Annotated in this window: 20 protein-coding genes and 2 tRNA genes; 9 read left to right on the top strand and 13 right to left on the bottom strand. The window is 63.3% G+C overall.

Features of this window, described 5'->3' with window-relative positions; genetic code table 11:
- Positions 1-328: 328 nt before the first annotated feature.
- Positions 329-418 (top strand) — tRNA-Ser (locus ING15_RS07255).
- Between the two features lie 350 nt (positions 419-768).
- Here ING15_RS07255 and ING15_RS07250 read toward each other — a convergent pair.
- From ING15_RS07250 to ING15_RS07235, 4 genes are all read right to left on the bottom strand, one after another.
- Positions 769-3,882 (bottom strand): efflux RND transporter permease subunit, encoded by a 3,114-nt coding sequence (locus tag ING15_RS07250; RefSeq protein ID WP_206454108.1) that lies wholly within the window; start codon positions 3,880-3,882, stop codon positions 769-771.
- Positions 3,879-5,219, bottom strand: a complete 1,341-nt coding sequence (locus ING15_RS07245; protein WP_206454107.1) for an efflux RND transporter periplasmic adaptor subunit — start codon at positions 5,217-5,219, stop codon at positions 3,879-3,881. Before ING15_RS07245 ends, ING15_RS07250 begins: the two co-directional genes overlap by 4 nt.
- A 120-nt stretch (positions 5,220-5,339) precedes the next feature.
- Complete coding sequence (locus ING15_RS07240) at positions 5,340-5,867, bottom strand: ferredoxin reductase domain-containing protein (RefSeq protein WP_206454106.1); 528 nt, start codon at positions 5,865-5,867, stop codon at positions 5,340-5,342.
- Positions 5,840-5,929, bottom strand: a tRNA-Ser gene (locus ING15_RS07235). The genes ING15_RS07240 and ING15_RS07235 overlap by 28 nt, the downstream gene beginning before the upstream one ends.
- A gap of 549 nt (positions 5,930-6,478) precedes the next feature.
- On the opposite strand from ING15_RS07235, the gene ING15_RS07230 reads away from it, so the two are divergent.
- The 8 genes from ING15_RS07230 to mazG all read left to right on the top strand — a co-directional run bounded on the left by ING15_RS07230 (position 6,479) and on the right by mazG (position 15,080).
- Positions 6,479-7,585 (top strand): septal ring lytic transglycosylase RlpA family protein, encoded by a 1,107-nt coding sequence (locus ING15_RS07230; protein ID WP_232845615.1) that lies wholly within the window; start codon positions 6,479-6,481, stop codon positions 7,583-7,585.
- 124 nt (positions 7,586-7,709) lie between these two features.
- Entirely contained in the window at positions 7,710-8,906 is a 1,197-nt protein-coding gene (locus ING15_RS07225; RefSeq protein WP_206454105.1) for a D-alanyl-D-alanine carboxypeptidase family protein, read from the top strand.
- Between the two features lie 21 nt (positions 8,907-8,927).
- Positions 8,928-9,611 (top strand): dTMP kinase, encoded by a 684-nt coding sequence (gene tmk / locus ING15_RS07220; protein WP_206454104.1) that lies wholly within the window; start codon positions 8,928-8,930, stop codon positions 9,609-9,611.
- A complete protein-coding gene (locus ING15_RS07215; protein WP_206454103.1) occupies positions 9,608-10,672 on the top strand; it encodes a DNA polymerase III subunit delta' in 1,065 nt (354 codons plus the stop codon). The genes tmk and ING15_RS07215 overlap by 4 nt, the downstream gene beginning before the upstream one ends.
- 114 nt (positions 10,673-10,786) lie before the next feature.
- On the top strand, positions 10,787-12,331 hold the full coding sequence (metG, locus tag ING15_RS07210) for a methionine--tRNA ligase (RefSeq protein ID WP_206454102.1): 1,545 nt from the start codon (positions 10,787-10,789) through the stop codon (positions 12,329-12,331).
- A gap of 2 nt (positions 12,332-12,333) precedes the next feature.
- Positions 12,334-13,128, top strand: coding sequence for a TatD family hydrolase (locus tag ING15_RS07205; RefSeq protein WP_206454138.1), 795 nt, complete (start codon positions 12,334-12,336; stop codon positions 13,126-13,128).
- A gap of 18 nt (positions 13,129-13,146) precedes the next feature.
- Complete coding sequence (locus tag ING15_RS07200) at positions 13,147-13,956, top strand: MBL fold metallo-hydrolase (protein ID WP_206454101.1); 810 nt, start codon at positions 13,147-13,149, stop codon at positions 13,954-13,956.
- Positions 13,957-14,219: 263 nt separating this feature from the next.
- Positions 14,220-15,080, top strand: coding sequence for a nucleoside triphosphate pyrophosphohydrolase (mazG, locus tag ING15_RS07195; RefSeq protein ID WP_206454100.1), 861 nt, complete (start codon positions 14,220-14,222; stop codon positions 15,078-15,080).
- Between the two features lie 22 nt (positions 15,081-15,102).
- Here mazG and ING15_RS07190 read toward each other — a convergent pair whose 3' ends face one another.
- The 9 genes from ING15_RS07190 to sufB form a co-directional block, all read right to left on the bottom strand.
- Positions 15,103-15,459, bottom strand: a complete 357-nt coding sequence (locus tag ING15_RS07190; protein ID WP_206454099.1) for a TfoX/Sxy family protein — start codon at positions 15,457-15,459, stop codon at positions 15,103-15,105.
- Between the two features lie 17 nt (positions 15,460-15,476).
- Positions 15,477-15,854: a Fe-S cluster assembly scaffold SufA gene (gene sufA, locus ING15_RS07185; RefSeq protein WP_206454098.1), complete on the bottom strand. Its 378-nt coding sequence runs from the start codon at positions 15,852-15,854 to the stop codon at positions 15,477-15,479.
- 121 nt (positions 15,855-15,975) lie between these two features.
- Entirely contained in the window at positions 15,976-16,395 is a 420-nt protein-coding gene (locus ING15_RS07180; protein ID WP_206454097.1) for a VOC family protein, read from the bottom strand.
- A gap of 20 nt (positions 16,396-16,415) precedes the next feature.
- On the bottom strand, positions 16,416-16,832 hold the full coding sequence (locus ING15_RS07175; protein WP_232845614.1) for an SUF system Fe-S cluster assembly protein: 417 nt from the start codon (positions 16,830-16,832) through the stop codon (positions 16,416-16,418).
- Between the two features lie 23 nt (positions 16,833-16,855).
- Positions 16,856-18,106 (bottom strand): cysteine desulfurase, encoded by a 1,251-nt coding sequence (locus ING15_RS07170; RefSeq protein ID WP_206454096.1) that lies wholly within the window; start codon positions 18,104-18,106, stop codon positions 16,856-16,858.
- Positions 18,107-18,202: 96 nt separating this feature from the next.
- On the bottom strand, positions 18,203-19,453 hold the full coding sequence (gene sufD / locus ING15_RS07165) for a Fe-S cluster assembly protein SufD (protein WP_206454136.1): 1,251 nt from the start codon (positions 19,451-19,453) through the stop codon (positions 18,203-18,205).
- 2 nt (positions 19,454-19,455) lie between these two features.
- On the bottom strand, positions 19,456-20,211 hold the full coding sequence (gene sufC, locus ING15_RS07160; protein ID WP_206454095.1) for a Fe-S cluster assembly ATPase SufC: 756 nt from the start codon (positions 20,209-20,211) through the stop codon (positions 19,456-19,458).
- Positions 20,212-20,222: 11 nt separating this feature from the next.
- Positions 20,223-20,438, bottom strand: a complete 216-nt coding sequence (locus tag ING15_RS07155) for a hypothetical protein (protein ID WP_206454094.1) — start codon at positions 20,436-20,438, stop codon at positions 20,223-20,225.
- On the bottom strand, positions 20,438-21,967 hold the full coding sequence (sufB, locus tag ING15_RS07150; RefSeq protein WP_206454093.1) for a Fe-S cluster assembly protein SufB: 1,530 nt from the start codon (positions 21,965-21,967) through the stop codon (positions 20,438-20,440). Before sufB ends, ING15_RS07155 begins: the two co-directional genes overlap by 1 nt.
- Positions 21,968-22,088: the final 121 nt, after the last annotated feature.

Raw genomic sequence — 22,088 nt, 5'->3', positions numbered from 1 at the left:
GATCGTGAAACGCACGCCGTATCGGACCTATCAAATCCACACCAAACATTTGCTGGCTTGCCCTTCCAAACGGCACCAAAGCCCATCAGAGAGACGGAATAAACCAAAGCAAGGGTCACTCTTGGATGCGGGAACCCCGCTTAGGGGGCATTCTTGCAAGGGGTCTTACATGACAGGCTGAACTGCTCAGTGCCACCGCGTCCGCGAGGCAAGCGTCAGGTACACCCACAAACCGGGACACGACCGACTCTTGCCTTTCCACCACGTTCTCCGGCTTTTCTTCTTCCCTCCCTTGCACCGGGTCCGTCGCGCAGGTATCTGCGTCCTCGGAGAGGTGGCCGAGTGGTCGAAGGCGCTCCCCTGCTAAGGGAGTATACGGGAGACCGTATCGAGGGTTCGAATCCCTTCCTCTCCGCCACGCCTAAGCCATTGCTTCTTCGTATCTGAAGCGCGGATTTTTCGGTCTTCCTGTCACGAGCGCCCTGTCACACTTTTTGTGGGCGTTTGTTACTAGCATGGTTCCCTCGCACCCTTCGTCACGAGGCGCGGATCAGTTTTCTGGTTTCGCAAACCGGTTCCGGTCGATCTGGTTGAACCGCCCTGAGAGACCGCTTCCCGGCCTCTTGGCTCAGGGGCAGGTGCTCAGCCCCTCCCGCATAACCCTCGAATACAGCGAGAAGTTCGGCCGAAGCCAGATCGGGAGAACGCTTTCGCGGAGGCAAGTGGCGGAGGGGACGGGACTGGCGTCGAACCTTCTCTATCTCTAACTCATTGATATTTAACAGGCGATCCCCCGCTCTCAAACCGCGCGATCCACTTCCGCACGCTGACCATGTCGAAATAGATCGACAGCACGGACGGGAAGACCAGCACCACCAGAACCATCGCGGCGACCAGCCCGAAGGCGACGGAGACCACCAGCGGCACCAGCGTCTGCACCTGCGGGCTGTTGTCGAGGATGATCGGGATCAGCCCCATGAAGGTGGTCGAGGTCGACAACAGGATCGGTCGGAACCTGTCACGCACGGCATTGAGCGAGGCGGCGACGTAGTCGTCTCCCACCAGGTGCGTCTGGAAAAAGGTCAGGAACAGGATCGAGTTGTTGACCACGATCCCGGCCAGCGAGGCGAAGCCGATCAGGCTGGGCATCGAGATGTCCATACCGAGCCCCCAGTGCCCGAGGATCGTGCCGATCAGTGCAAACGGGATCGACAGCATGACCACCAGCGGCAGCGAGTAGGAGCGGAACTGGAAGGCCAACACCATGTAGACCCCGACCAGCCCCAGAAGCAGCGCCATCATCATCGAGGATTGCGATTGCTGCTGTTCCTCGGTCGCGCCGCCGATGCGGATTTCGACGCCGGGGAATTGCGCTTCGAGTGCCGGGGCAAGCTCGGTCAGAACGACATTGGAAATCGCCGTCGAGGTGGTGGCGCCCCGGTCGATCTTGCCCCGGATGCGGGCGACGGCCATACCGTTCTTGCGCGTCACGCTGGGATAGCTGGCCGAGGCGGTGAGGTCGGCGACCGTCGACAGGCTAGTCTGGCTACCACCGGACAGCGCGATGGGAAAACGTTCGAGTTCGGTGAGGCTGGCCACGGTATCGGCCAGTTGCACCCGGACCGTGCGGTCGCTGGCGCCGAAGCGGAAACCGTCGGTCTCGGAGCCTTCGAAAGCGTCACGCAGTTGCGCCGACAGCGATTGCGGTGTCAGCCCGACCGAGAATCCGAACTCATTGAGCCGGATTTGCACTTCGTCGCGGCCGCCGTAGAGATCCTGAAAGGCTTCGGTTACGTCGTCGCGCGCCAGAAGCGAGGTCAGGAGAACCCCCGCGGCCTCCTCAAGCTGCGCAAGGTCGCGGCCCTGCAATTCGACATCGAGATCGAGGCCGCCCGGTCCGGTTTCCGCCTGCGAATAGCTGATCTGCACGATGTCGGGCAGCGGCCCGGCGGCGACGCGCCAGGCCTCCAGCACATCGTCTGCCAGAACATTGCGGGCCGAGCTTTCCAAAAGATCAACCGTGATTGTCGCGGTATGCGCGCCATTGTCGGTGACATCGGCGTTGACCGCATATTGCACCAACACGCGCTCCACCAGCGGCTTGCCGCCCGTCGTGCCAGGGCTCAGGTCTTCGTTCACCGTCTCCAGCCCGGCGAGGAGTTGTTCGACCGTGGCCACCGTGCGCTCGCGCGCGATGCCGGAGGTCAGGGCGACGCGGGTGACGATGGTATCGCTTTCGGTGGCCGGGAAGCCGATCACCTTGATCTGGCCCGAGGCGATGAGCCCGATCGACAGGATCAGCGCCGCGATCACCGACCCGAAGGTCAGGTAGCGCAGCCGCACCAACGCGCCTGCCACAGGCAGGACCGCGCGCTCCTTGACCCATTCCAGCGCCCGCGCCGCCGGGCGGCGTTCGTGCGCGCCAGGATCGGCGGCGGCGACGTGGCCGAGGTGGTTGGGCAGCAAGAGGAAGCCTTCGACCAGAGACAGCGACAACGTGATCAAAAGCACCATCGGGATGAATTTCAGGATCTGGCCCATTTCGCCGGAGAGGAACATCAGCGGGCCGAATACGCAGGCGGTTGTCAGGAAGGACGACAGCACCCCCGGCATGACCTCCATCGTGCCGCGCGCCGCGGCTTCGAGAGGCGGGGCCTTGCGGCGCCATTTGTCGATGTTCTCGGCGATGACGATGCTGTCATCCATGATCAGCCCGACCGCCATCAGAAGCGCGATCAGGGTGATCATGTTGATGGTGATGCCCAGCACGCTCATCACAAAAAGCCCGCCGAGGAACGACACCGGCAAAGCGGCGGAAATCCACAGCGCCTCGCGCAGGGAAAAGAACAGCCACATGGTGGCGAAGACCAGCACCAGGCCCATGGCGATATTGCCGAGGATCAGGTTCAGACGCTCCTCGATCAATTCGGTCATGTTGTTGATGATTGTGATCTCGAACGGATCGGGCCATTTGCCGCGCTCGTCTTGCAGAACCGCATCGACCCGCTCGAAGACGCGGATGCTGTCCTCGTCGGCGGATTTGGAGATGGCGATGATCGCGGTCTGGGTGCCGTCGATGAAGCTCTGCTGGTTCTCGTCGCTGTCGACCAGCGTGATCGTGGCCAGATCGGCCAGCCGCACCAGCCCGCCATCGGCGTTTTCGATCACGATCAGGTCTTCGAGATCGGCAATCGTGCGGCTGGCGCCGACATAGCGCAGCACGAGACTGGTTTCGCTCAACTCGGCGCTGCCCAGCGGCTGGCGCAGGCTGCGGGCCTCGATGGCGCTAACGAGATCGCCGCTGGAGAGGCCGAAGCTGCGCAGCGCCTGCTGGTCGAATGTCACCTGCAATTCGCGGTCGGTGATGCCCGAAACGGTGGCGTCGGCCACGCCTGAAAGTGCCAGAAGCCTGTCCGACAATTCGTCGGCATATCCGATCAGCCCTTCTTTGCCGGTGATCCCGGAGATGGCGATCATTGCCACCAGGTCATCACGCGAGGCGATCTCGACCACCGGGGTTTCGGCGGCGGCGGGGAAATCGTTGATGCCGGAGGCGGCGGAAAAGACATCGTTGAAGAATTGGATGATGTCGCCGCCCTCTTCCAGCTCCGCCGTGGCAGCGGCGCGCCCGTCGATGGAGAGGCATTCGAAATCATCGAGCCCCGTCAACCCGCTGAGCGCGTTTTCCAGCGGACCGCAGATCTCTTCGTCCACGTCCAATGCAGAAGCGCCGGGATAGGCCACGGACACTGCGACGCTGTCGGAGGTGAATTCCGGGAAGGTCTCGCGTTCGATGTTGGCGATCACCGCGACGCCGAGAACGCAGATCAGCGCCATCAGCAGGTTGGCCGCCACCGGGTGGCGCACGAAATAGCCGATCATTGCGCGGCGCCTTCGGCAACCGGCGTCAGCGGCATGCCCTCGATCGGCGGGCGCGGGGCGGAGAGGACAAGGCGGTCGGCATCGGCCAGCCCGCTACGGACGAATATCCGGTCACCCGCCACCGGGCCAAGCACCACCGGCGCGATGGCCAGCCGGTCCTCGGCATCGGCGAGATAGACGAAGGGCGCGCCGCTGTCGTCCTGATGCAGGGCGGTGCGCGGAATGGCGATGGTGCCCCCGGGCGCGGGTGTTTCCAACACCACAGATACAAAGCCGCCGACGCTGAGCGGCGGACGCTGCGTCGCTCCGTCTGCCATCAGCGGATCGCGGACGCGGACGGCCATGCCGATGGTGCCGGTCTCGTCGTCGATGGTGCCGCGGAACCGGACCAGCTCCGCCGGATAGCGTGCGTCGAAATCGGCCACCTCAAGGCGCACATAGGCTGTAACGCCGGCGACCTTGAGGTAATTGACGACCTTCGTAGTGTCGATCTGGCTGGTCTGCTGGATGGTCTGGCCCGGGGCGGTCTGGATGACCGAGGAAAATGCCTGTGGCTGGAACGATCCCACAACTTCGACCGCGTCAATCGCATCCAGCGTCAGAAGCTGTTCGCCGGTTCGCACGAATTGTCCCTGTTCGACAGCCGCCTCGGACACGCGCCCGCGGAAGGGCGCGGTCATCGTGGTGTTTTCCAGCCCGCGTTCGGCCTCGGCCAGTTCGGCCTGCCGCACCGCCAGCGTCGCCTCGGCAGAGGCGCGCTGCGCCGGGAAAAGCTCCAGCGTGTTGGTCAGGTTGATGACGGCATTTTCCTGCGCCAGCAGCGATTTCTGTACGGTATCGAGCGCCGCGGCCGTGCTTGTCCCGCGTTCGACCAGGTTGTTGATCCGGTCATATTCGGCCTGCGTCACGTCACGGATGCGTTCTTCCACTTCCAGAAGCCGGCGAGAGTTGGCTTCCTGCCGGTCCAGCTCGGCCAGCGTGGCCTCTGCCGCTGCGATGTTGGCCTTACTTTTCTGGATTGCGAGTTCGAAATCGGTCGTGTCGATCTGCACCAGCAGAGCGTCTTTTTCGACCAGCGTGCCCACGGCCAGACCGGGGGCCATGTCCACGACCCGCCCGTCGACCTGAGCCACGGCTGTCCAGCTACGCTCTGCCTCGACCCGGCCATAGCCCGTCGCCGTCACCACCATAGGTTCCGGCGTGACGGTCATCACCCGCACGGCCAGCCGCGTCGCCTCGCGGGTCTGCGGGGGCTGGTGGTCGCCGCTGGTCATCCACATGAACCCGGCAATGCCAAGCACGAGGGGCGGTAGAAGCAGCAGAGGCTTGAAGTTCATCGGCCGCGATCCCGTATATGAGTTGACCCACGCCGAACCTGCGGAAATCGGGTTGAAGACGCGCCAGCTTAGCGCGCCTCCTGTGGTTGAACAGCGTTTGCAGCCCTGAAAGGCCTTCTTTCAGCGGATGTTGAACAATTCCTGATGGAATTCACCAGGTACCAACCCGTTTTCCACCAGATCGGCGCGCAGCGCCTGGCCGAAACCGGCGGGACCGCAGAACCAGACAGATGCCGATTTCCAGTCGGGAATCATGTCCCTGAGCCGGTCCCCGGTTAGATACCCGTCCTTGTCGTCCAACAGGACATGCAAATCGATACCTGCGGCGGTCGCATCGGCCCGGAGCAGTTCCATCGCCTCCTCGGACAACGCCCTGGTGCTGTGAATCAGGCTGACGGCCTCTTTGCCCGGTGTCTTGGCCAGCTGCTTGATGCGGGCAACGAAGGGTGTCACGCCGATGCCGCCGCCCATCCAGATCTGGCGGTCACGCGCATCGTCAAAGGTAAATCGGCCATAGGGCCCCTCGACAACCGCGTCGCCGCCAGCTTTCAGCGTTTCCGGCAGGAAAACGGAAAAATCCGGCCGAAGCCAGATCGGGAGAACGCTTTCGCGGAGGCAAATGGCGGATGGGGTGGGATTCGAACCCACGAGACGGTTTCCCGTCTGCCGGTTTTCAAGACCGGTGCCTTCAACCGCTCGGCCACCCATCCCGCTCCGCCCGCTTAATGGCGATGGCAGCGGGAGGCAAGGCGACTCGGCGCACGAACGCCTCCCGCTTCGCGCGGGGCGACCTGCGCCAGCCCGCTGGACGTCCGTCTTGCTGGTTGATCCACGCATATGCGCGGTGATTGTAATAAATCGTGACCAATCCCCGACCAAGGCGGGAACATGGCAGAATTTTGGCTAATGTAAGGCGATGACTGGGGTGGGTTGCCGGTTTTATCCGTCCCAACTGGGAAATGCGGGGCGTTGCATAGCGTTTCCGACTGTGAGGACAATGCCTTACCCCCTTCATGACAAGGGCGGACGGCGACGACACAGACCATTCACCGTTAGCTTGCTGGCGTCGTTGCCGTTGCTCGGCGTCCCAGCACCGGCAGGTCAGGTTCGCGGCATGGCGGCGATGCCAGGATCATTCGGCCAGAATGCGTTGATTCGCGCGTTCGGCGGTTGTTAAGTCTTTGTCTGCATGGGTGCGCGGCGCTGGGGAGCGCCTGTTCGCACCTGCGTTGATAGTTGCATGGAAGAGGGGGTGCCGCATGAGCTATGCCATTGCGGATATGAAACGAAGCACGATCCTGACGGGTATGGTCGTCTCGGTCGGACTTCTGGTGTCGGGCTGCCAGGGCGCGCGATCGCCGGTCCAGGAGATGGCCGACATCAGCACGTCCGTGAAGTTCGACTCCAAGACCTTCGGCGTTCCAGCCAGTCCGCGGGTGACGACCTCGAAAAATATCCGCAAGGGTGGTGGCCGCTCCCAAGTCGGCAAACCCTACAAGGTGCGCGGAAAGTGGTACTATCCAAAGGATGAGCCGGGTTATGTGAATACCGGCGTCTCCTCCTGGTACGGGCCGAATTTCCACGGGCGCCTGACCGCCAATGGCGAAGTCTACGACATGTATGGCCTGTCGGCCGCCCACAAGACCTTTCCGCTGCCGTCCTATGCGATGGTCACCAATTTGGAGAACGGCAACCGCGTGATGGTGCGGGTCAACGATCGCGGACCCTACGCCCACGGCAGGGAAATCGACGTCTCGTCGCAGGCCGCCGACCTCCTCGACTTCAAGACCGCCGGCACGGCCAAGGTCAAGGTCGAATATGTCGGCCGGGCGCCGCTCGAAGGCGATGACACCCAGATGCTGATGGCCAGCTTCGAGCGCGGCGGCGGATGGGGTGCCGAGGCCGTCATGGTGGCTGCGGCCGAACAGCCGCGCTCGGCCTTGTACCGCCCCGTGGATGTAGCCTTCGGCGCGGAACACCAACAGCTGGCCGGCGTGCGCCCGCTCGACCAGATGGCCGAGGAACAGCCCGGCCCAGCGCCTTATCTCGGCCAGTCCGTGCCGATCCCGACGTCTCCGGCCTTCACGTCGTCCTATGCGTCGTCGCCGGCGGCGGCGGGCGCCGCAATGGCGATGGAGGGAATAGCCGACACGTCCGAGCGCATCGTGATCGGTGTCGTGGATGGCCCCCTTGTGGAGCGGTTTCGTCGCCTCGGCCGTGCACACGGCCGTTTGAGCGAAGAGACGGTGCCTGAAACCGACCTGGTTTCGATGAGCCTTGTGGTCGCACCCGGGCAGGACACCGACACCGTCCTTCGGCAGCTCTGGCAAGCCGGCGCCGACGAGGCCTTCGTCGTTCGGAACTGATCGCGGCCGGCATCCACTGGCCATCCGGCGCGAATTCTTGCGATCGAAACACCCGATAGCCTAGTTTGGGGTCGAGCGCGGCGTCGGGGCGCGTTCGCGACGGCCTCTGGGGAAGATGGTGTCCATGATTCGATCAGGTTTCCTCAAGACGCGAATTCTGTTCGCCGCATGTATTCTGGCGGCGACGGTCGCATCGAATCCGGCATTTTCGCAGGAACCGGCGGCGGAATCGCGGATCGAAACGGCGGCAAAGCAGGCGCTCCTGGTCGACGGCGAAACGGAGACGGTGCTGTTCCAGAAAGATCCCGACGCGCCGTTTCCCCCCGCATCCCTCGCCAAGATGATGACGATGGAGATCGTGTTCGCGGCATTGCGTGCCGGCGAGTTGCGCCTGGATACGGAGTTTCCGATCAGCGAACACGCCTGGCGCACCGGCGGCGCCCCGTCGGGGTCTTCCACCATGTTTGCCAAGCTGAACTCCCGCGTTCCGGTCGAGGCGTTGATCCGCGGCACCATCGTCCAGTCGGCGAACGACGCGGCAATCGCCATTGCGGAGGGGATGGAGGGGTCCGAGGAGGCCTTTGCGCAGAGGATGAACGAGCGCGCCCGCGAATTGGGAATGACCGCCTCGCGTTTCGTCAATCCGACCGGGCTTCCGGCTGACGGCCAAGAGGTCACGGTGCGCGACCTACTGACTTTGGCGCGCCATATCCGGGCGACATATCCCGAGTTATACAAGATCTATGCCGAGCCCGCCTTCGAATGGAACGGGATTTTCCAGCGCAATCGCAATCCGCTTCTGGCGATGGAACTCGGCGCCGACGGCATGGGAACCGGCTATACGGAAGCGTCGGGTTATGCCCTCGTCGGTGTGACGCAGAAGGGCGGCCGGGTGACCTTGCTGGCTATGAGCGGCCTCGAGACCTCCAAGGAGCGCGCCGAGGAGGCACGAAGGTTGCTGACCTGGGCCGAGGAGGCCTTCGAGCCCCGCACCCTGTTCGAGAGCGGCGCGAGCATTGGCGCCGCAAACGTCTTCGGGGGCAGTTCGGGCAGCGTCCCGCTCGCCGTCCGCCAACCCGTCACGCTGATGGTTCCGGTTGATGCGCCGGATCGTGTCTCGGCCCAAATCCGCTACAATGGACCGCTGATCGCGCCGATCGAGGAAGGCGACAGGGTTGCTTCGCTGGAAATCCGCGTCGATGAGGACATAGTGCTGACCCAGGCTCTTTATGCTGGCACGTCCGTCTTCGCCGGGGACTTTGCCGACCGCGCGATGGGAGCGGTCAAGGAACTGGCCGTCGGCTGGCTCCGCGCCTTTTGATCTGAAAGATTCGGACGCCCATTGACCAGTTTTTTCATCACATTCGAAGGCGGCGAGGGCAGCGGCAAGACGACGCAGATCGCCCGTCTTGCCCGCCACCTGGAAGCCCAGGGCCGCATCGTGGTGACCACACGCGAACCCGGCGGTTCGCCCGGCGCCGATGCGATCCGGCACGTCATTCTGTCTGGCGCGGCCGAGGAACTCGGGCCAGAAGTTGAGGCCATTCTGTTCGCCGCGGCGCGAGCCGATCATGTGGCGGCCGTGGTGCGACCGGCGCTCGAGCGCGGCGAAGTCGTTCTGTGCGATCGGTTTCATGATTCCACGCGCGTCTATCAATTCCTCGACTCCCCGCTCGACCGTCACCTGATGAAACGTCTCGAACAGGCGGCGACGGCGGGGCTTTATCCGGATTTGACGATCATCCTCGACGTTCCCGCCGGCATCGGTGCGGAGCGCGCCCGCGAGCGACGACAAGGCGACAAGGCCGACCGGTTCGAGAAGGAGGACGAGGCGCTGCACGAAAGACGACGGCAGGCCTTCCTGGATATCGCCGCCGAGGAGCCGGATCGCGTCGTCGTCGTCGATGGAACCCGTCCGGAGGGTGTGGTCGCCGCGGAAATCGCCGGCATCGTCGACGATCGGCTGGAAGCGGCGCGGTTTGACGCAATTTGCCAATCTCTGAATGCGGGGCAGGGCACGTCATGAACGACCTGTCGCTTGAAACGCCGGAAGCCCACGACGATCTCGACGGCGTGCCGCCGCCGCCGGCAACGCTGACACTGTCGGGCCATGAGAACGAATGGCGGGAACTCGTCGCGGCCGGGGCCAGCGGACGTCTGCACCACGCATGGCTTTTCCAAGGACCGCGAGGCATCGGTAAGGCCACGACAGCCTTCGCTTTCGCGCGGCATCTGCTGGCCGGGCCGCAGCCGGGCCAGCCGGAAGCGGCCACGCCGGTGTTCTCGCCTGACGACGCAACCATCCGCCAGATCGCCCTCGGCACGCATCCCAACCTGATCCACATCGCCCGGCCACCGATCGAAAAAGGCACAGGCTTCAGGACGCAGATCACCGTCGATGAGGTTCGCAAGCTCAACCGCTTCTTTCACGCCACGGCATCGGGTTCCAATTGGCGGATCGCGTTGATCGATCCGGCCGACGACATGAACCGCAGCGCGGCCAATGCGCTTCTCAAGATCCTGGAGGAGCCGCCGCCGCGGTCGCTCTTCCTGATCACCAACCACACTCCCGGCCGGCTGCTTCCGACGATACGCTCCCGTTGCCGGCTGTTGCAGTTCAAGCCGCTGGATGAGGACAACCTTGCGGCGACACTCGCCCGTTGCCTGCCGAGCGCCGACGCGGAGGAAATTCGCGCCGCGGCAAGGATTGCCGAGGGCAGCGTCCGTGAGGCGATCTCGCTGATCGCCCACGGCGGGATCGAGATTCGCGCCGCCCTGGACCAGCTGCTCCAAGCCGACAGGCCCGACTGGAATGCCATCCATTCCCTGGCCGACGCCATGACACCCAAGGGGCGGGAATCGGCTTATGAGCTGCTTGTCGCGGCGCTGCTCTCCGCGATCGCCGAAGCCAGCGAGACCTGCCTTCGGGCCGGCGACGGGGAGGGGGCGGCGGCGCTCGCCTCGCTGTGGCAGGACGAAACCACGCGGCTTCGCGAAGCCGCCGCCTATAATCTGGACCGCAAGCAGGCCCTTCTCACGCTGTTCGATGGGTTCTATCACCGGCGCGCCCGGCACCGGGCCGCCTGATACCAGGCCCGTGTCCGTCCCGATCACGCGACGCGGCCGATTGAGCCGTTTGGCGCAATGCTCTATGTCGCGGGAACGACATTGCTTCCCGCACCGGAATTGACGAAAGCCCCGATGGCCGAACGCTTCTATCTGACCACCGCGATCTCCTATCCGAACGGTCGCCCGCATATCGGCCACGCGTATGAGTTGATCGCGACCGACGCGCTGGCGCGTTTCAAGCGGCTCGACGGCTACGACGTGTTCTTTCTGACCGGCACCGACGAGCACGGCATCAAGATGCTGCAGAGCGCGCGCGACCAGGGGGTGACGCCGCGCGAGCTGGCCAAGCGCAATTCCGCTGAGTTCGAGCGCATGGCCAAGGCGCTCGGCGGCACGAACAACGACTTCATCCGCACCAGCGAGAAGCGGCACGTTGCAGCGAGCCAGGCGATCTGGACGAAGATGGCGGCGGCCGGCGACATCTACAAAGGCGCCTATTCTGGCTGGTACTCGGTGCGCGACGAGGCCTATTACGGCGCCGACGAAACCACCGTCGGCGAGGACGGCAAGCGCCGCGGTCCGCAAGGCTCGCCCGTCGAGTGGGTCGAGGAGGAAAGCTATTTCTTCCGGCTCTCGAATTTCCAGGAGCGTCTTTTGGCGCACTACGAGGCTCATCCGGACTTCGTCGGCCCGGCCGAACGGCGCAACGAGGTCGTCTCCTTCGTTCGTTCCGGCCTGAAGGACCTTTCGGTTTCCCGCACGACCTTCGATTGGGGCATTCCGGTGCCGGACGACGAAAAGCACGTCATGTATGTGTGGGTCGACGCGCTGACGAACTATCTGACGGCGACGGGATTTCCGGGTGAGGGGGAGCGGACATCCTTCTGGCCCGCCGATCTGCATGTGATCGGCAAGGACATCGTGCGGTTTCACGCGGTCTATTGGCCGGCCTTTCTGATGTCGGCGGGGATACCACTGCCGCGGCGCGTCTTTGCCCACGGCTTTCTGTTCAACCGCGGTGAGAAGATGTCGAAATCGGTCGGCAACGTCATCGATCCGTTCGCGCTGATCGACGTCTACGGCCTTGATCGGCTGCGCTATTTCCTCTTGCGCGAAGTGCCGTTTGGCCAGGATGGAAATTACTCGCATGACGCCATCGTCAACAGGACGAATTCCGAGCTCGCCAACGATCTGGGGAATCTGGCCCAGCGCTCGCTGTCGATGGTCGCCAAGCACTGCGCCGGCGCGGTGCCGACGCCAGGTCCTTTGAGCGAAGCCGATGAAGCCATCCTGTCAGCCGCGAGCGGCCTTTTGCCGAAGGCGCGCGAGGCGATCGACCGGCAGGAACTGCACGTGGTCCTTGCCGCGATCATTGCGGTCGTCAGCGAGGCGAACCGATATTTCGCTGGACAGACGCCTTGGGCGTTGCGCAAGAGCGACCCGGCGCGCATGGAGACCGTCCTCTATGTCACGGCCGAGGTAATCCGACGAGTGGCGATCCTGCTGCAGCCCTTCGTGCCGGAGAGCGCCGCCAAGCTGCTCGACACACTCGGCGTGGCCGAAGACGAACGAAGCTTCACCGAGCTGACGCCGGACGTCGCGCTGACGCCGGGCCAATCCCTTCCGGCGCCGCAACCGGTATTTCCGCGTTTTGTCGAGGCGGAGACGCCCGCGTGACGATGCCGTTTCTGGTCGACAGCCATTGCCACCTCGATTTCCCTGATTTTGACGGTGAGCACGTCGAATTGCTCACTCGCGCAAAGGCAGAAGGTGTTGGTTTGTTCGTGACGATCTCGACCCATGTGGCGCGGATCGAGCGATTGAAACAGTTGACCCGCGCGCACGCGCAAATCTTCGCCTCGGTGGGAACCCATCCGCACAACGCCGCCGCAGAGCCCGATACGCCCGTGGCGGAGTTGGTGCGGCTGAGCCAGGACGAAAAGATCGTGGCCATCGGCGAAGCCGGCCTCGATTACTTCTACGACAAGGCCCCGCGAGACATCCAGGAGACAGTTTTTCGGCGCCATATCGAAGCTGCGCGCGAAACGTGTCTGCCGCTCGTCATTCACTCGCGCGATGCCGACGCCGACATGATCGGTATTCTGGAGGACGAAAGCGGGAAGGGGGCCTTCCCCTTCATTCTCCACTGCTTTTCCTCCGGCCGCGGGCTCGCCGAGGCCGGAATCGCGCTCGGCGGCTATGTGTCGTTTTCCGGAATTCTCGCGTTCAAGAAATCCGAGGAGATCCGCGCCATCGCCGCTGATATGCCGATGAACCGGCTGCTCGTCGAGACGGACGCGCCATATCTCGCACCGCCGCCGTATCGCGGCAAGCGAAACGAACCAGCTTACGTGCGTCACACAGCAGAGGTTCTAGCCGAAACTAAGGGCGTTGATCTCAGCGAAATCGCGCAACAAACGTCGGACAACTTCTTTGCCTTGTTCCAGAAAATTCCCGATCCGCGCAGCGGCTGAGCGGCGGAGGCATTCTCAGTGAGTGACATGCTGCGATTGACGGTCCTCGGCTGCGCATCCTCGCCGGGCGTGCCCCGGATCAATGGTGATTGGGGCGCCTGCGACCCGACCAACCCCAGAAATCGGCGCACCCGCAGCGCCGCTCTCATCGAACGCATTGGCGTCGCCGGTCGAACCGTCGTCGCAATCGATTGCGGGCCGGATTTTCACCAGCAAATGCTCAGTTCATCCGTTAGACGTCTCGACGCCGTCGCCCTGACGCATCCACATGCAGATCATATTCACGGCATCGACGATCTGCGCGGCTATATGCTCGCACAGCAGACGCGGATCCCGGTCTATGCCGACGCCGCGACCCACGATCGCGTGCTCGAGGCGTTTCGCTACTGTTTCGAGACACCGTCGGGCAGCAACTATCCGCCAGTTGCCCGACACATCGCCATCACTGCCGGCGAGAGCTTCGAGATCGACGGCCCCGGCGGGTTGCTGACGCTGACGCCGTTTCGGCAAGAGCATGGTTCGATCCACTCGCTCGGGTTCCGCGTCGGGCCGATCGCTTACTGCAGCGACGTTAGCGAATTCCCCGATGAAGCGCTCGCGGCGATCGACGGCGTCCGGCACGTCGTCATCGACGCACTCCAATACAAGCCGCATCCGAGCCATCTGACCGTTGCGCAGGCGCTCGCATGGATCGACCGCTTCAGTGTCGAGGGCGCAACGCTGACACACATGCACACGCCGCTCGACTACGACACGCTCTGCGGCGAACTGCCGGCGCATGTACGGCCGGGATATGACGGCCTGACAATTGAATTCCCGCTGGACTGAGGTCTGTCCCGATACGGACCGACCCAGTCATCCGGCGGTGGTGTGTCCGCCGCCACCGCTACGCCAAACATCTATCGCTCATCGATTTGGTTCCATAATATATCTTATGCCACTCATGAATCAGCCCAACTGAGTCATTGCCTCACCCATAGCGTGGTGTTCCGACCGTCGGAGCGCGGAAGTTGCGGCGGCCCTTCCCCCTTGCGTTCGTCGTCGCTACTGCGGGATCAGTGAAAGGACAACATGAGTCGGGAGTCGGAGCCATGACGCCATCCAAGGACATCGCGCGTCTGATCGAGATCATGGAAGCGCTGCGCGACCCAGAAACCGGGTGTCCGTGGGATATCGAGCAGAATTTCGCGACGATCGCGCCCTATACGGTCGAGGAAGCCTATGAGGTCGCCGACGCGATCGAGCGCGACGACATGGTCGATTTACGTGAGGAATTGGGCGACCTACTGCTTCAGGTCGTCTATCACGCCCAGCTCGCTGCCGAACAAGGTCTGTTCGATTTCGGCGACGTCGTCGAGACGATCACGCGAAAGATGGTCCGCCGGCATCCACGTGTGTTTGGTGACGCCGTCGCGCGCTCGGCCCGCTCGGCCAAGGGCCAGTGGGAAAGGATCAAGGCGGAGGAAAAGGCCGAGAGAGCAGCATTGCGGGCAAAACTTGCCGGCGACGCAAACCTACCCACCGGTGCGAACGGCGCCGACCGGCCCCGGCATCTCGACGGGATTCCCGCCGCGTTCCCAGCGCTGACGCTGGCGCTCAAGGTGCAGAAGAAGGCTGCCGACACCGGCTTCGACTGGGACCGGCCGGAGCCGATCCTCGAGAAGATCGACGAGGAACTGGGCGAATTTGCAGAGGCGATCGCAGCCCATGACCGAGATGCAAGCGAGGCGGAACTCGGCGACCTTTTGTTCAGCGTCGTTAATCTCGCCCGCTTCCACGAGATCGATCCGGAACTGGCGCTGAGACGCTGCGTGCGCAAATTCCGGGACCGGTTCGGCTTTATCGAGGAGCAGCTCGAAACGACCAACCGATCGCTGAATTCGGCGAGTCTCGACGAGATGGAGGCCTTGTGGGTGGCGGCGAAGCGCCGATCGGCTCCCTCGCCAGACTGAGGCGCCAGGCGACGGAAGTCTTCTATTTTGCCTTGGCTGCTCGTTTTGGACGTAGCGACTGCTGGGAGGCGCGCCGCGAAGCCGCATTGGCGATGGCGATCCAACCGCCGGCCTCGTCCTGATCGTCTAGTGCGGACTCCGGCATGCGGTAATAGGGCATGCGGGTCGGCGCCCGGCCCTCGCGCGCATAGGTCCAGCGCGCCAGATCGGCCGCCTCGTAGATGGGCTCACTGACCGCATCGCTCTTCAAATAGAGTTCGCCCCGCACCACGACGGCGACGATCCGATCTCCGGAGTAGACCCCCTGCCCGCCGAACATCCTGCGAACGCGAACATCAGCAAGCGAGACGAAGAGGTCCCGCAGGAAATCCTCGTCCATCCGATTGCCTTTCGCCGTTAGCCAGCGTGACCGGCAAGCGCCGCCAGATCCGCCTGCTTTAGTTCGACCGACTCGCCGCACCCGCAGGCCGAGGTCTGATTGGGATTGCGGAAGGTGAAACCGGAGCGCAGCACGGTCTCCTCGTAATCCATCTCGGTGCCGAGCAGGAACAGGACGGCCTCCGGGGCGATGAACACCCGCGCCCCGTCCTTTTCGATGGAGTCTTCGCCCGGTTTCGCTTCTGTCGCCAGATCGACCGTGTATTCCATGCCGGCGCAGCCGCCCTTCTTGATGCCAACGCGAAGGCCAAGGGCATCCTCGCCTTTGGTGGCCAGAACCGCCTTGACGCGGTCGGCGGCGGTGTCTGTCATGCTCATGACGGTGAAACGGCCCATGGCGGTTTCCTTTTCGGCTGTCCAAGTGTCGGGCGGAGTCTACACCAAAGATGGGAGGTCTGGCGACAGCGCGCAAGCTGAACGCAATGTCCGCAGTCGAGGTGTGAAATCAACACCCTGCCTATGTCCGCGCCCATAGCTCGCGCGTGGCGAGTTCCGCTGCATGGCCGTCGGGATCGCGGAAATAAAGACTGTGCCCCCGCCCCTTCGACCACGTCACTTCGCTTTCGATCGAGACGCCACATGCCGACAGATGCTCGCGCCATGTATCGAGTGAGCCATCCGGTATCGCCAGCGCGAAATGGATGGGGCCGCTGCCGTCATGCGGCGGGATCGTACCGCCGGGCGTCGTTACGGCTTCGCGCGTCGACCCGCGCGCGAAAAGGATCAGAACCGTTCCGTCCGGCATACGGAAGACACTGATCCGATCTTCCGCGAACAATGGCGACAGGCCCAGAACGCGCCCGTAGAAATCACGCGATCGCTCCATGTCGTCGACATAGAGGCAGGTTTCCAGAAGCCCTGCGAGTGGAGGAGCCATCGGGGCGCTCGTGTCGCTGCTCAGAACCAGCCGACGGCGACCTGCGCCTCTTCGCTCATGCGCTCCGGCGTCCACGGCGGGTCGAAGACGAGGTCGACCCGGACCTGGCCAACGCCGGCGACGGAAGCGACGGCGTTCTCGACCCAGATCGGCATTTCGCCGGCGACGGGGCAACCGGGCGCCGTCAGCGTCATCTCGACATCGACATTGCGCTCGTCGTCGATGTCGATCTTGTAGATCAGGCCGAGTTCGTAGATATCGGCCGGAATCTCCGGATCATAGACGGTCTTCAGCGCGCCGACGATGTCGTCGGTGAGGCGTGTCAACTCCTCCGCGGGCAGCGCCGACACGGGCGCCGCGTCCTCGGGGGCCACCGCACCGTTCGCGTTCGGAGTGTCGTCGTTCGCCGGCATCTTGATCTCGGCTTCGTCGGTCATGAATTGATCCTCAGGCCCGGTCGTCAGGCAAAGAAGCGCCTGGCTTTTTCGAGGGCTTCCGCGAGGCGGTCGATTTCCGCCAGCGTGTTGTACATACCAAATGATGCCCGGCATGTGGAGGTCGCGCCGAAACGCTTCAAGAGCGGCTGGGCGCAGTGGGTCCCGGCCCTGACCGCGACGCCCTCGCGGTCGATCACCATCGACACGTCATGGGCGTGGATGCCTTCCAGATCGAAGGAGACGATCGCCCCCTTGTCCGGCGCATCGCCATAGATCCGGACCGAATTCACCGCCTTCAGCCGCTCATGCGCGTAATCCCTGAGGCTTTCCTCATGGGCCGCGATCTTCTCGCGCCCGATCATGTTCATGTAGTCGATCGCGGCGCCGAGCCCGATCGCCTGGACGATCGGTGGCGTGCCGGCCTCAAAGCGGTGCGGCGGCGCATTGTAGGTCACGGTCTCCTCGGTGACCTCGACGATCATCTCGCCGCCGCCGTTGAACGGCCGTGTGCGCTCGAGCATCTCGCGCCGACCGTAAAGAATTCCGATCCCGGTCGGGCCATAGAGTTTGTGACCAGTGAGCACATAGAAATCGCACCCGATGTCCTGGACGTCGACCGGCATGTGGACGGCGGCCTGGCTGCCGTCGACAAGAACCGGAATGCCCTTGGCGTGAGCGAGCGCGGTCACCGCCTTCACGTCGACGACCGTGCCCAGCACATTCGACATATGGGTCGTCGCCACCAGCTTGGTGCGCGGTGTGATCGCCTTTTCAAAGGCCTCGATGTCGATCGATCCGTCGTCTTCCACCGGCACGAAGACGAGCTTGGCGCCATTCCTCTCGCGAATGAAGTGCCAGGGCACGATATTGGAGTGGTGTTCCATGATGGTCAGGACGATCTCATCGCCCTCGCCGATCTCGTTCATCCCGTAGCCATAGGCGACGACGTTGATCGCCTCGGTCGCCGAGCGGGTGAAGACGATTTCCTCGCTGCTCGCGGCGTTGAGGAAGTCGCGCACCTTGTCCCGCGCGCCTTCGAATTCCTCGGTCGCCTTGTTCGACAGGAAATGCAGCCCGCGATGGACGTTGGAATAGTCTTCGCTATAGGCCTTCTGGATTGCGTCGAGAACGGCGCGCGGCTTCTGCGCCGAGGCGCCGTTATCGAGATAGACCAGCGGCTTGCCGTAGACCTGTTTCGACAGGATGGGAAAATCCCGGCGCACGGCTTCGACGTCGTAAGCCCCGATGTCAGCGGCTATCGCTTCGGCCTTCATGGAAACGAACTCCCGTGGCGAACCCGGAGGCTCGCGAAACTAGGCTGGATCTGATCAGGGCCGCCCAATTGCGACCGGATGAAAAAGCAGCGACGATCAGTGGCTCCGTTCGAGCCAGGTGTCGATGCGTTGCATCAGTGCATCCTCGGCGGCCTCGTGTTCCAATTCCTCGACGATTTCGGCGACGAAAGCCTTCACCAGAAGTGCTCGGGCCGACTGTTCGGGGATGCCGCGCGACATCAGGTAGAACAGATGGTCTGCGTTGATCTCGCCGGCGGTCGCGCCATGACCGCACTGCACGTCGTCGGCGAAGATCTCCAGTTCCGGCTTGGCCGAGAAATCGCCGTCGTCCGACAGGAGCAGCGTGTTGCAGGCCATCTTGGCGTCGGTCTTCTGCGCCTCCTTGGCCACCTTGATCATGCCTTGGAATACGCCGTGACCGCCGGTGACGACATTGCGGAACGTCTCGGTTGCCGTCGTATGCGGAGCGGTGTGCCTCAAGGTGGTCGTCACGTCGATATGCTGGCCTTTCTCGATGAGATTGACGCCGCGGATCTTGATCTCGCCGCCCTCGCCCATGGTCTCGGCATGCACCTCATAGCGCACCAGCGCGCCGCCCGTGTTGAGCACGAACATCCGGAACGAGGCGTCGGTGCCGAGTTCGACATTGAGCTGGCCGAGATGCGCGGCCGACGGGCCCTTGGCCTGATCGACGATCCAGAGCACATCGGCGCCCTCGCCGATCGCCAGATGCGAGATGCCTGTGGATGGCGTCGACGACGCCGTGCCCTCGATCCGTTCGACGAACACCGCTTTCGCGCCGTCGCCGACGGTGCAGCGCGCCAGGCCATGCGAGCGATCACCTGCCTGGGAACGCAGTTCCAGCGGCGTGGTCACGTCGGTATTCGGCGCGACCTCGATGGCGACGGCCGCCGCGCCGAAGGACGCGTTCAAAAGCCGGATCGTATCGACCGGCCGGTCGAGGTGGTTCGGCGATCGGCTCCAATCCGCCGATTCCGTAATCGCCGAAACCGTGACGCCCGCCGGTGCCGCGCCATTGTCAGGCGCGCCGATCTCGACGACATGGCTGTTCGGCAGGAGCGGCGACAGCAGCGTCCCTCCCTCGCCCGACGGGACCGCGGCTGTTGTGCACTTGTCGTCCAAACGACTCATCAACAAGCGAAGATCCGTGTAGTGCCACGCTTCGACGCGCCGGTTCGGTAGGCCATCGCGGCGCAGCGCCTCGACCGCCGGATCCTTGGCGTCAGCGACAACGCCGGTGCTTTCGGCACGCTCGATCAGCGCCGTTTCCGCCGGCGTCCGCGGGTTCATCTGATGCACATTCATCGTCACGCCGCCTCGTCGATGATCTGGCTGTAGCCCTCGTTTTCGAGCTGCAGCGCCAGTTCCTTGTCGCCGCTCTTGATGATCCGTCCCTTGTAGAGGACATGCACCGTGTCCGGCACGATGTAATCGAGCAGACGCTGATAGTGAGTGATCACGAGGAAGGACCGCTCCGGCGAACGCAACGCGTTGACCCCGTCGGCGACGATTTTCAACGCATCGATGTCGAGGCCGGAATCGGTCTCGTCCATGACGCAGAGCTTGGGCTCCAGCAACGCCATCTGCAGGATTTCGGCGCGCTTCTTCTCGCCGCCGGAAAATCCGACATTGAGCGGGCGCTTCAGCATCGCCGCGTCGATCTTGAGATCGGCCGCCGCCGCCTTCACCCGGCGCATCAGGTCCGGCGTCGTCAACTCGCCCTCGCCGCGCGCCTTGCGCTGGGAATTGAGCGCCGTCTTGAGAAACGTCATCGTGGCGACGCCCGGTATCTCCAGCGGATACTGGAAGGCGAGGAAAACGCCGGCGGCAGCACGCTCGGCCGGGTCCATCTCGAGGATCGATTCGCCGTTGTAGAGGATGTCGCCCTCGGTCACTTCGTAATCGCTGCGACCGGCGAGAATGTAGGACAGGGTCGATTTGCCGGAGCCGTTCGGCCCCATGATCGCGGCCACCTCGCCGGCTTGGACCGTCAGGTCGACGCCACGCAGGATTTCAGTCTCGTCGTCCGCCACGCGGGCATGAAGGTTCTTGATTTCAAGCATCGGTCTTTTCTTCAACGTTCGGTTTTATCGGCGACGTCGGCCGATTGGATTTCTGTCAGAAGACGATCGCGCTCGTTCTGAAGCGCTTCAAGTTCATCGGCGACGGTCGAGTCGGTAGCATTTCCCCGCGCCATCCCGATCGCCTCCTGGGCCTGCTCGATCTCATCTTCGATGGCGCGCAGCTGTTCGTCGCGGGCGACATCCTGCGGCGCGTTGGGGCGCGACATTATCCGACCGAGCCCTCGAGGCTAATGCCGATCAGCTTTTGCGCCTCGACGGCGAATTCCATCGGCAATTGCTGGATCACGTCACGGACGAAGCCGTTGACGATCAGCGCCACCGCCTCCTCCTCCGGGATACCGCGCTGCATGCAGTAGAACAGCTGGTCGTCGGAGATCTTCGACGTGGTCGCCTCGTGCTCGAACTGCGCGGTGGCGTTCTTGGTCTCGATATAGGGGACCGTGTGCGCGCCGCACTCGTTGCCGATCAGAAGCGAGTCGCACTGGGTGAAGTTGCGCGCGTCGGCCGCCTTGCGGTGGGCCGAGACCTGGCCGCGATAGGTGTTGTTCGAGCGCCCGGCGGAAATCCCCTTCGAGATGATGCGGCTGGTGGTGTTCTGGCCGAGATGCAGCATCTTGGTGCCGCTGTCGATCTGCTGGCGACCGTTGGAGACGGCGATCGAGTAGAACTCGCCCTGCGAGTGGTCGCCGCGCAGGATGCAGGACGGGTACTTCCAGGTGATCGCCGAGCCGGTCTCGACTTGCGTCCACGAAATCTTCGACCGCTTGCCGCGACAATCGCCACGCTTGGTGACGAAATTGTAGATGCCGCCCTTGCCGTCCTTGTCGCCCGGATACCAGTTCTGGACCGTTGAATATTTGATCTCGGCGTCGTCGAGCGCGATCAGTTCGACCACGGCGGCGTGGAGCTGGTTCTCGTCACGCTGGGGCGCGGTGCAGCCCTCCAGATAGGAAACGTACGAGCCCTCGTCGGCGATGATCAGCGTGCGCTCGAACTGGCCTGTATTCTTTTCGTTGATCCGGAAATAGGTCGACAGCTCCATCGGGCAGCGAACGCCCTTGGGGATGTATACGAAGGACCCGTCGGTGAAGACCGCCGAATTCATCGTCGCGAAGAAGTTGTCCGAGACCGGGACCACCGAACCAAGATATTTCTGGACCAGGTCGGGATGCTCGCGGATCGCCTCGGAGATCGGCATGAAGATCACGCCGGCCTTCTGCAGCTCCTTCTTGAACGTCGTAGCGACCGACACCGAATCGAACACCGCATCGACCGCGACGCGCGAGGAGCCGTTTGCGCCCGGCGGTGTCAACGCATTCTCGTCGTACTCCGATGGTTCCGCCGGCTTCACGACACCAGCCAGAATCTCCTGTTCGCGCAGGGGAATACCCAGCTTTTCGTAAGTGCGCAGGATTTCCGGATCTACTTCGTCCAACGAGGCCGGCCCCGACATCGACTTGGGCGCAGCGTAATAATGAATGTCCTGAAAGTCGATTTCCGGATATTCGAGCCGCGCCCAGCTTGGGCTTTCCATCGTCTTCCAGCGCTCGAAAGCCTGGAGACGCCAATCCAGCATCCATTGCGGTTCGTTCTTCTTGGCCGAGATCAGCCTGATCGTGTCTTCGGTGAGGCCCTTCGGGGCGACATCCATCTCGATCAGCGTCTCGAAGCCGTATTTGTATTGATCGACGTCGATCTTTCGGACCTGATCGATGGTCTCCTGGACTGCAGGCATTCCAATTCTCCATACTCGCCGGATTCAAGGTCCGGTGGTTGGGCGTGTGCCGCGGCGATATTATCGACGCGGCACTTAACATAGCAACGATGCGTCCTGCTTTTTAGGCTCCCGGAGCCGC

This window comes from Aurantimonas marina (assembly GCF_017183135.1).
Taxonomy (GTDB): Bacteria; Pseudomonadota; Alphaproteobacteria; order Rhizobiales; family Rhizobiaceae; genus Aurantimonas; species Aurantimonas marina.
Note: the sequence above shows the minus strand (reverse complement) of the source record. Positions and strands in the feature narration are given on the sequence as shown.

What these genes read in the sequence shown, in the direction of transcription:
- ING15_RS07250 (WP_206454108.1), bottom strand. Translation starts at nt 3,882, where the DNA reads ATGATCGGCTATTTCGTGCGCCACCCGGTGGCGGCCAACCTGCTGATG.
- ING15_RS07245 (WP_206454107.1), bottom strand. Translation starts at nt 5,219, where the DNA reads ATGAACTTCAAGCCTCTGCTGCTTCTACCGCCCCTCGTGCTTGGCATT.
- ING15_RS07230 (WP_232845615.1), top strand. Translation starts at nt 6,479, where the DNA reads ATGAGCTATGCCATTGCGGATATGAAACGAAGCACGATCCTGACGGGT.
- ING15_RS07225 (WP_206454105.1), top strand. Translation starts at nt 7,710, where the DNA reads ATGATTCGATCAGGTTTCCTCAAGACGCGAATTCTGTTCGCCGCATGT.
- ING15_RS07215 (WP_206454103.1), top strand. Translation starts at nt 9,608, where the DNA reads ATGAACGACCTGTCGCTTGAAACGCCGGAAGCCCACGACGATCTCGAC.
- metG (WP_206454102.1), top strand. Translation starts at nt 10,787, where the DNA reads ATGGCCGAACGCTTCTATCTGACCACCGCGATCTCCTATCCGAACGGT.
- ING15_RS07205 (WP_206454138.1), top strand. Translation starts at nt 12,334, where the DNA reads ATGCCGTTTCTGGTCGACAGCCATTGCCACCTCGATTTCCCTGATTTT.
- mazG (WP_206454100.1), top strand. Translation starts at nt 14,220, where the DNA reads ATGACGCCATCCAAGGACATCGCGCGTCTGATCGAGATCATGGAAGCG.
- ING15_RS07190 (WP_206454099.1), bottom strand. Translation starts at nt 15,459, where the DNA reads ATGGACGAGGATTTCCTGCGGGACCTCTTCGTCTCGCTTGCTGATGTT.
- sufA (WP_206454098.1), bottom strand. Translation starts at nt 15,854, where the DNA reads ATGGGCCGTTTCACCGTCATGAGCATGACAGACACCGCCGCCGACCGC.
- ING15_RS07180 (WP_206454097.1), bottom strand. Translation starts at nt 16,395, where the DNA reads ATGGCTCCTCCACTCGCAGGGCTTCTGGAAACCTGCCTCTATGTCGAC.
- ING15_RS07175 (WP_232845614.1), bottom strand. Translation starts at nt 16,832, where the DNA reads ATGACCGACGAAGCCGAGATCAAGATGCCGGCGAACGACGACACTCCG.
- ING15_RS07170 (WP_206454096.1), bottom strand. Translation starts at nt 18,106, where the DNA reads ATGAAGGCCGAAGCGATAGCCGCTGACATCGGGGCTTACGACGTCGAA.
- sufD (WP_206454136.1), bottom strand. Translation starts at nt 19,453, where the DNA reads ATGAATGTGCATCAGATGAACCCGCGGACGCCGGCGGAAACGGCGCTG.
- sufC (WP_206454095.1), bottom strand. Translation starts at nt 20,211, where the DNA reads ATGCTTGAAATCAAGAACCTTCATGCCCGCGTGGCGGACGACGAGACT.
- ING15_RS07155 (WP_206454094.1), bottom strand. Translation starts at nt 20,438, where the DNA reads ATGTCGCGCCCCAACGCGCCGCAGGATGTCGCCCGCGACGAACAGCTG.
- sufB (WP_206454093.1), bottom strand. Translation starts at nt 21,967, where the DNA reads ATGCCTGCAGTCCAGGAGACCATCGATCAGGTCCGAAAGATCGACGTC.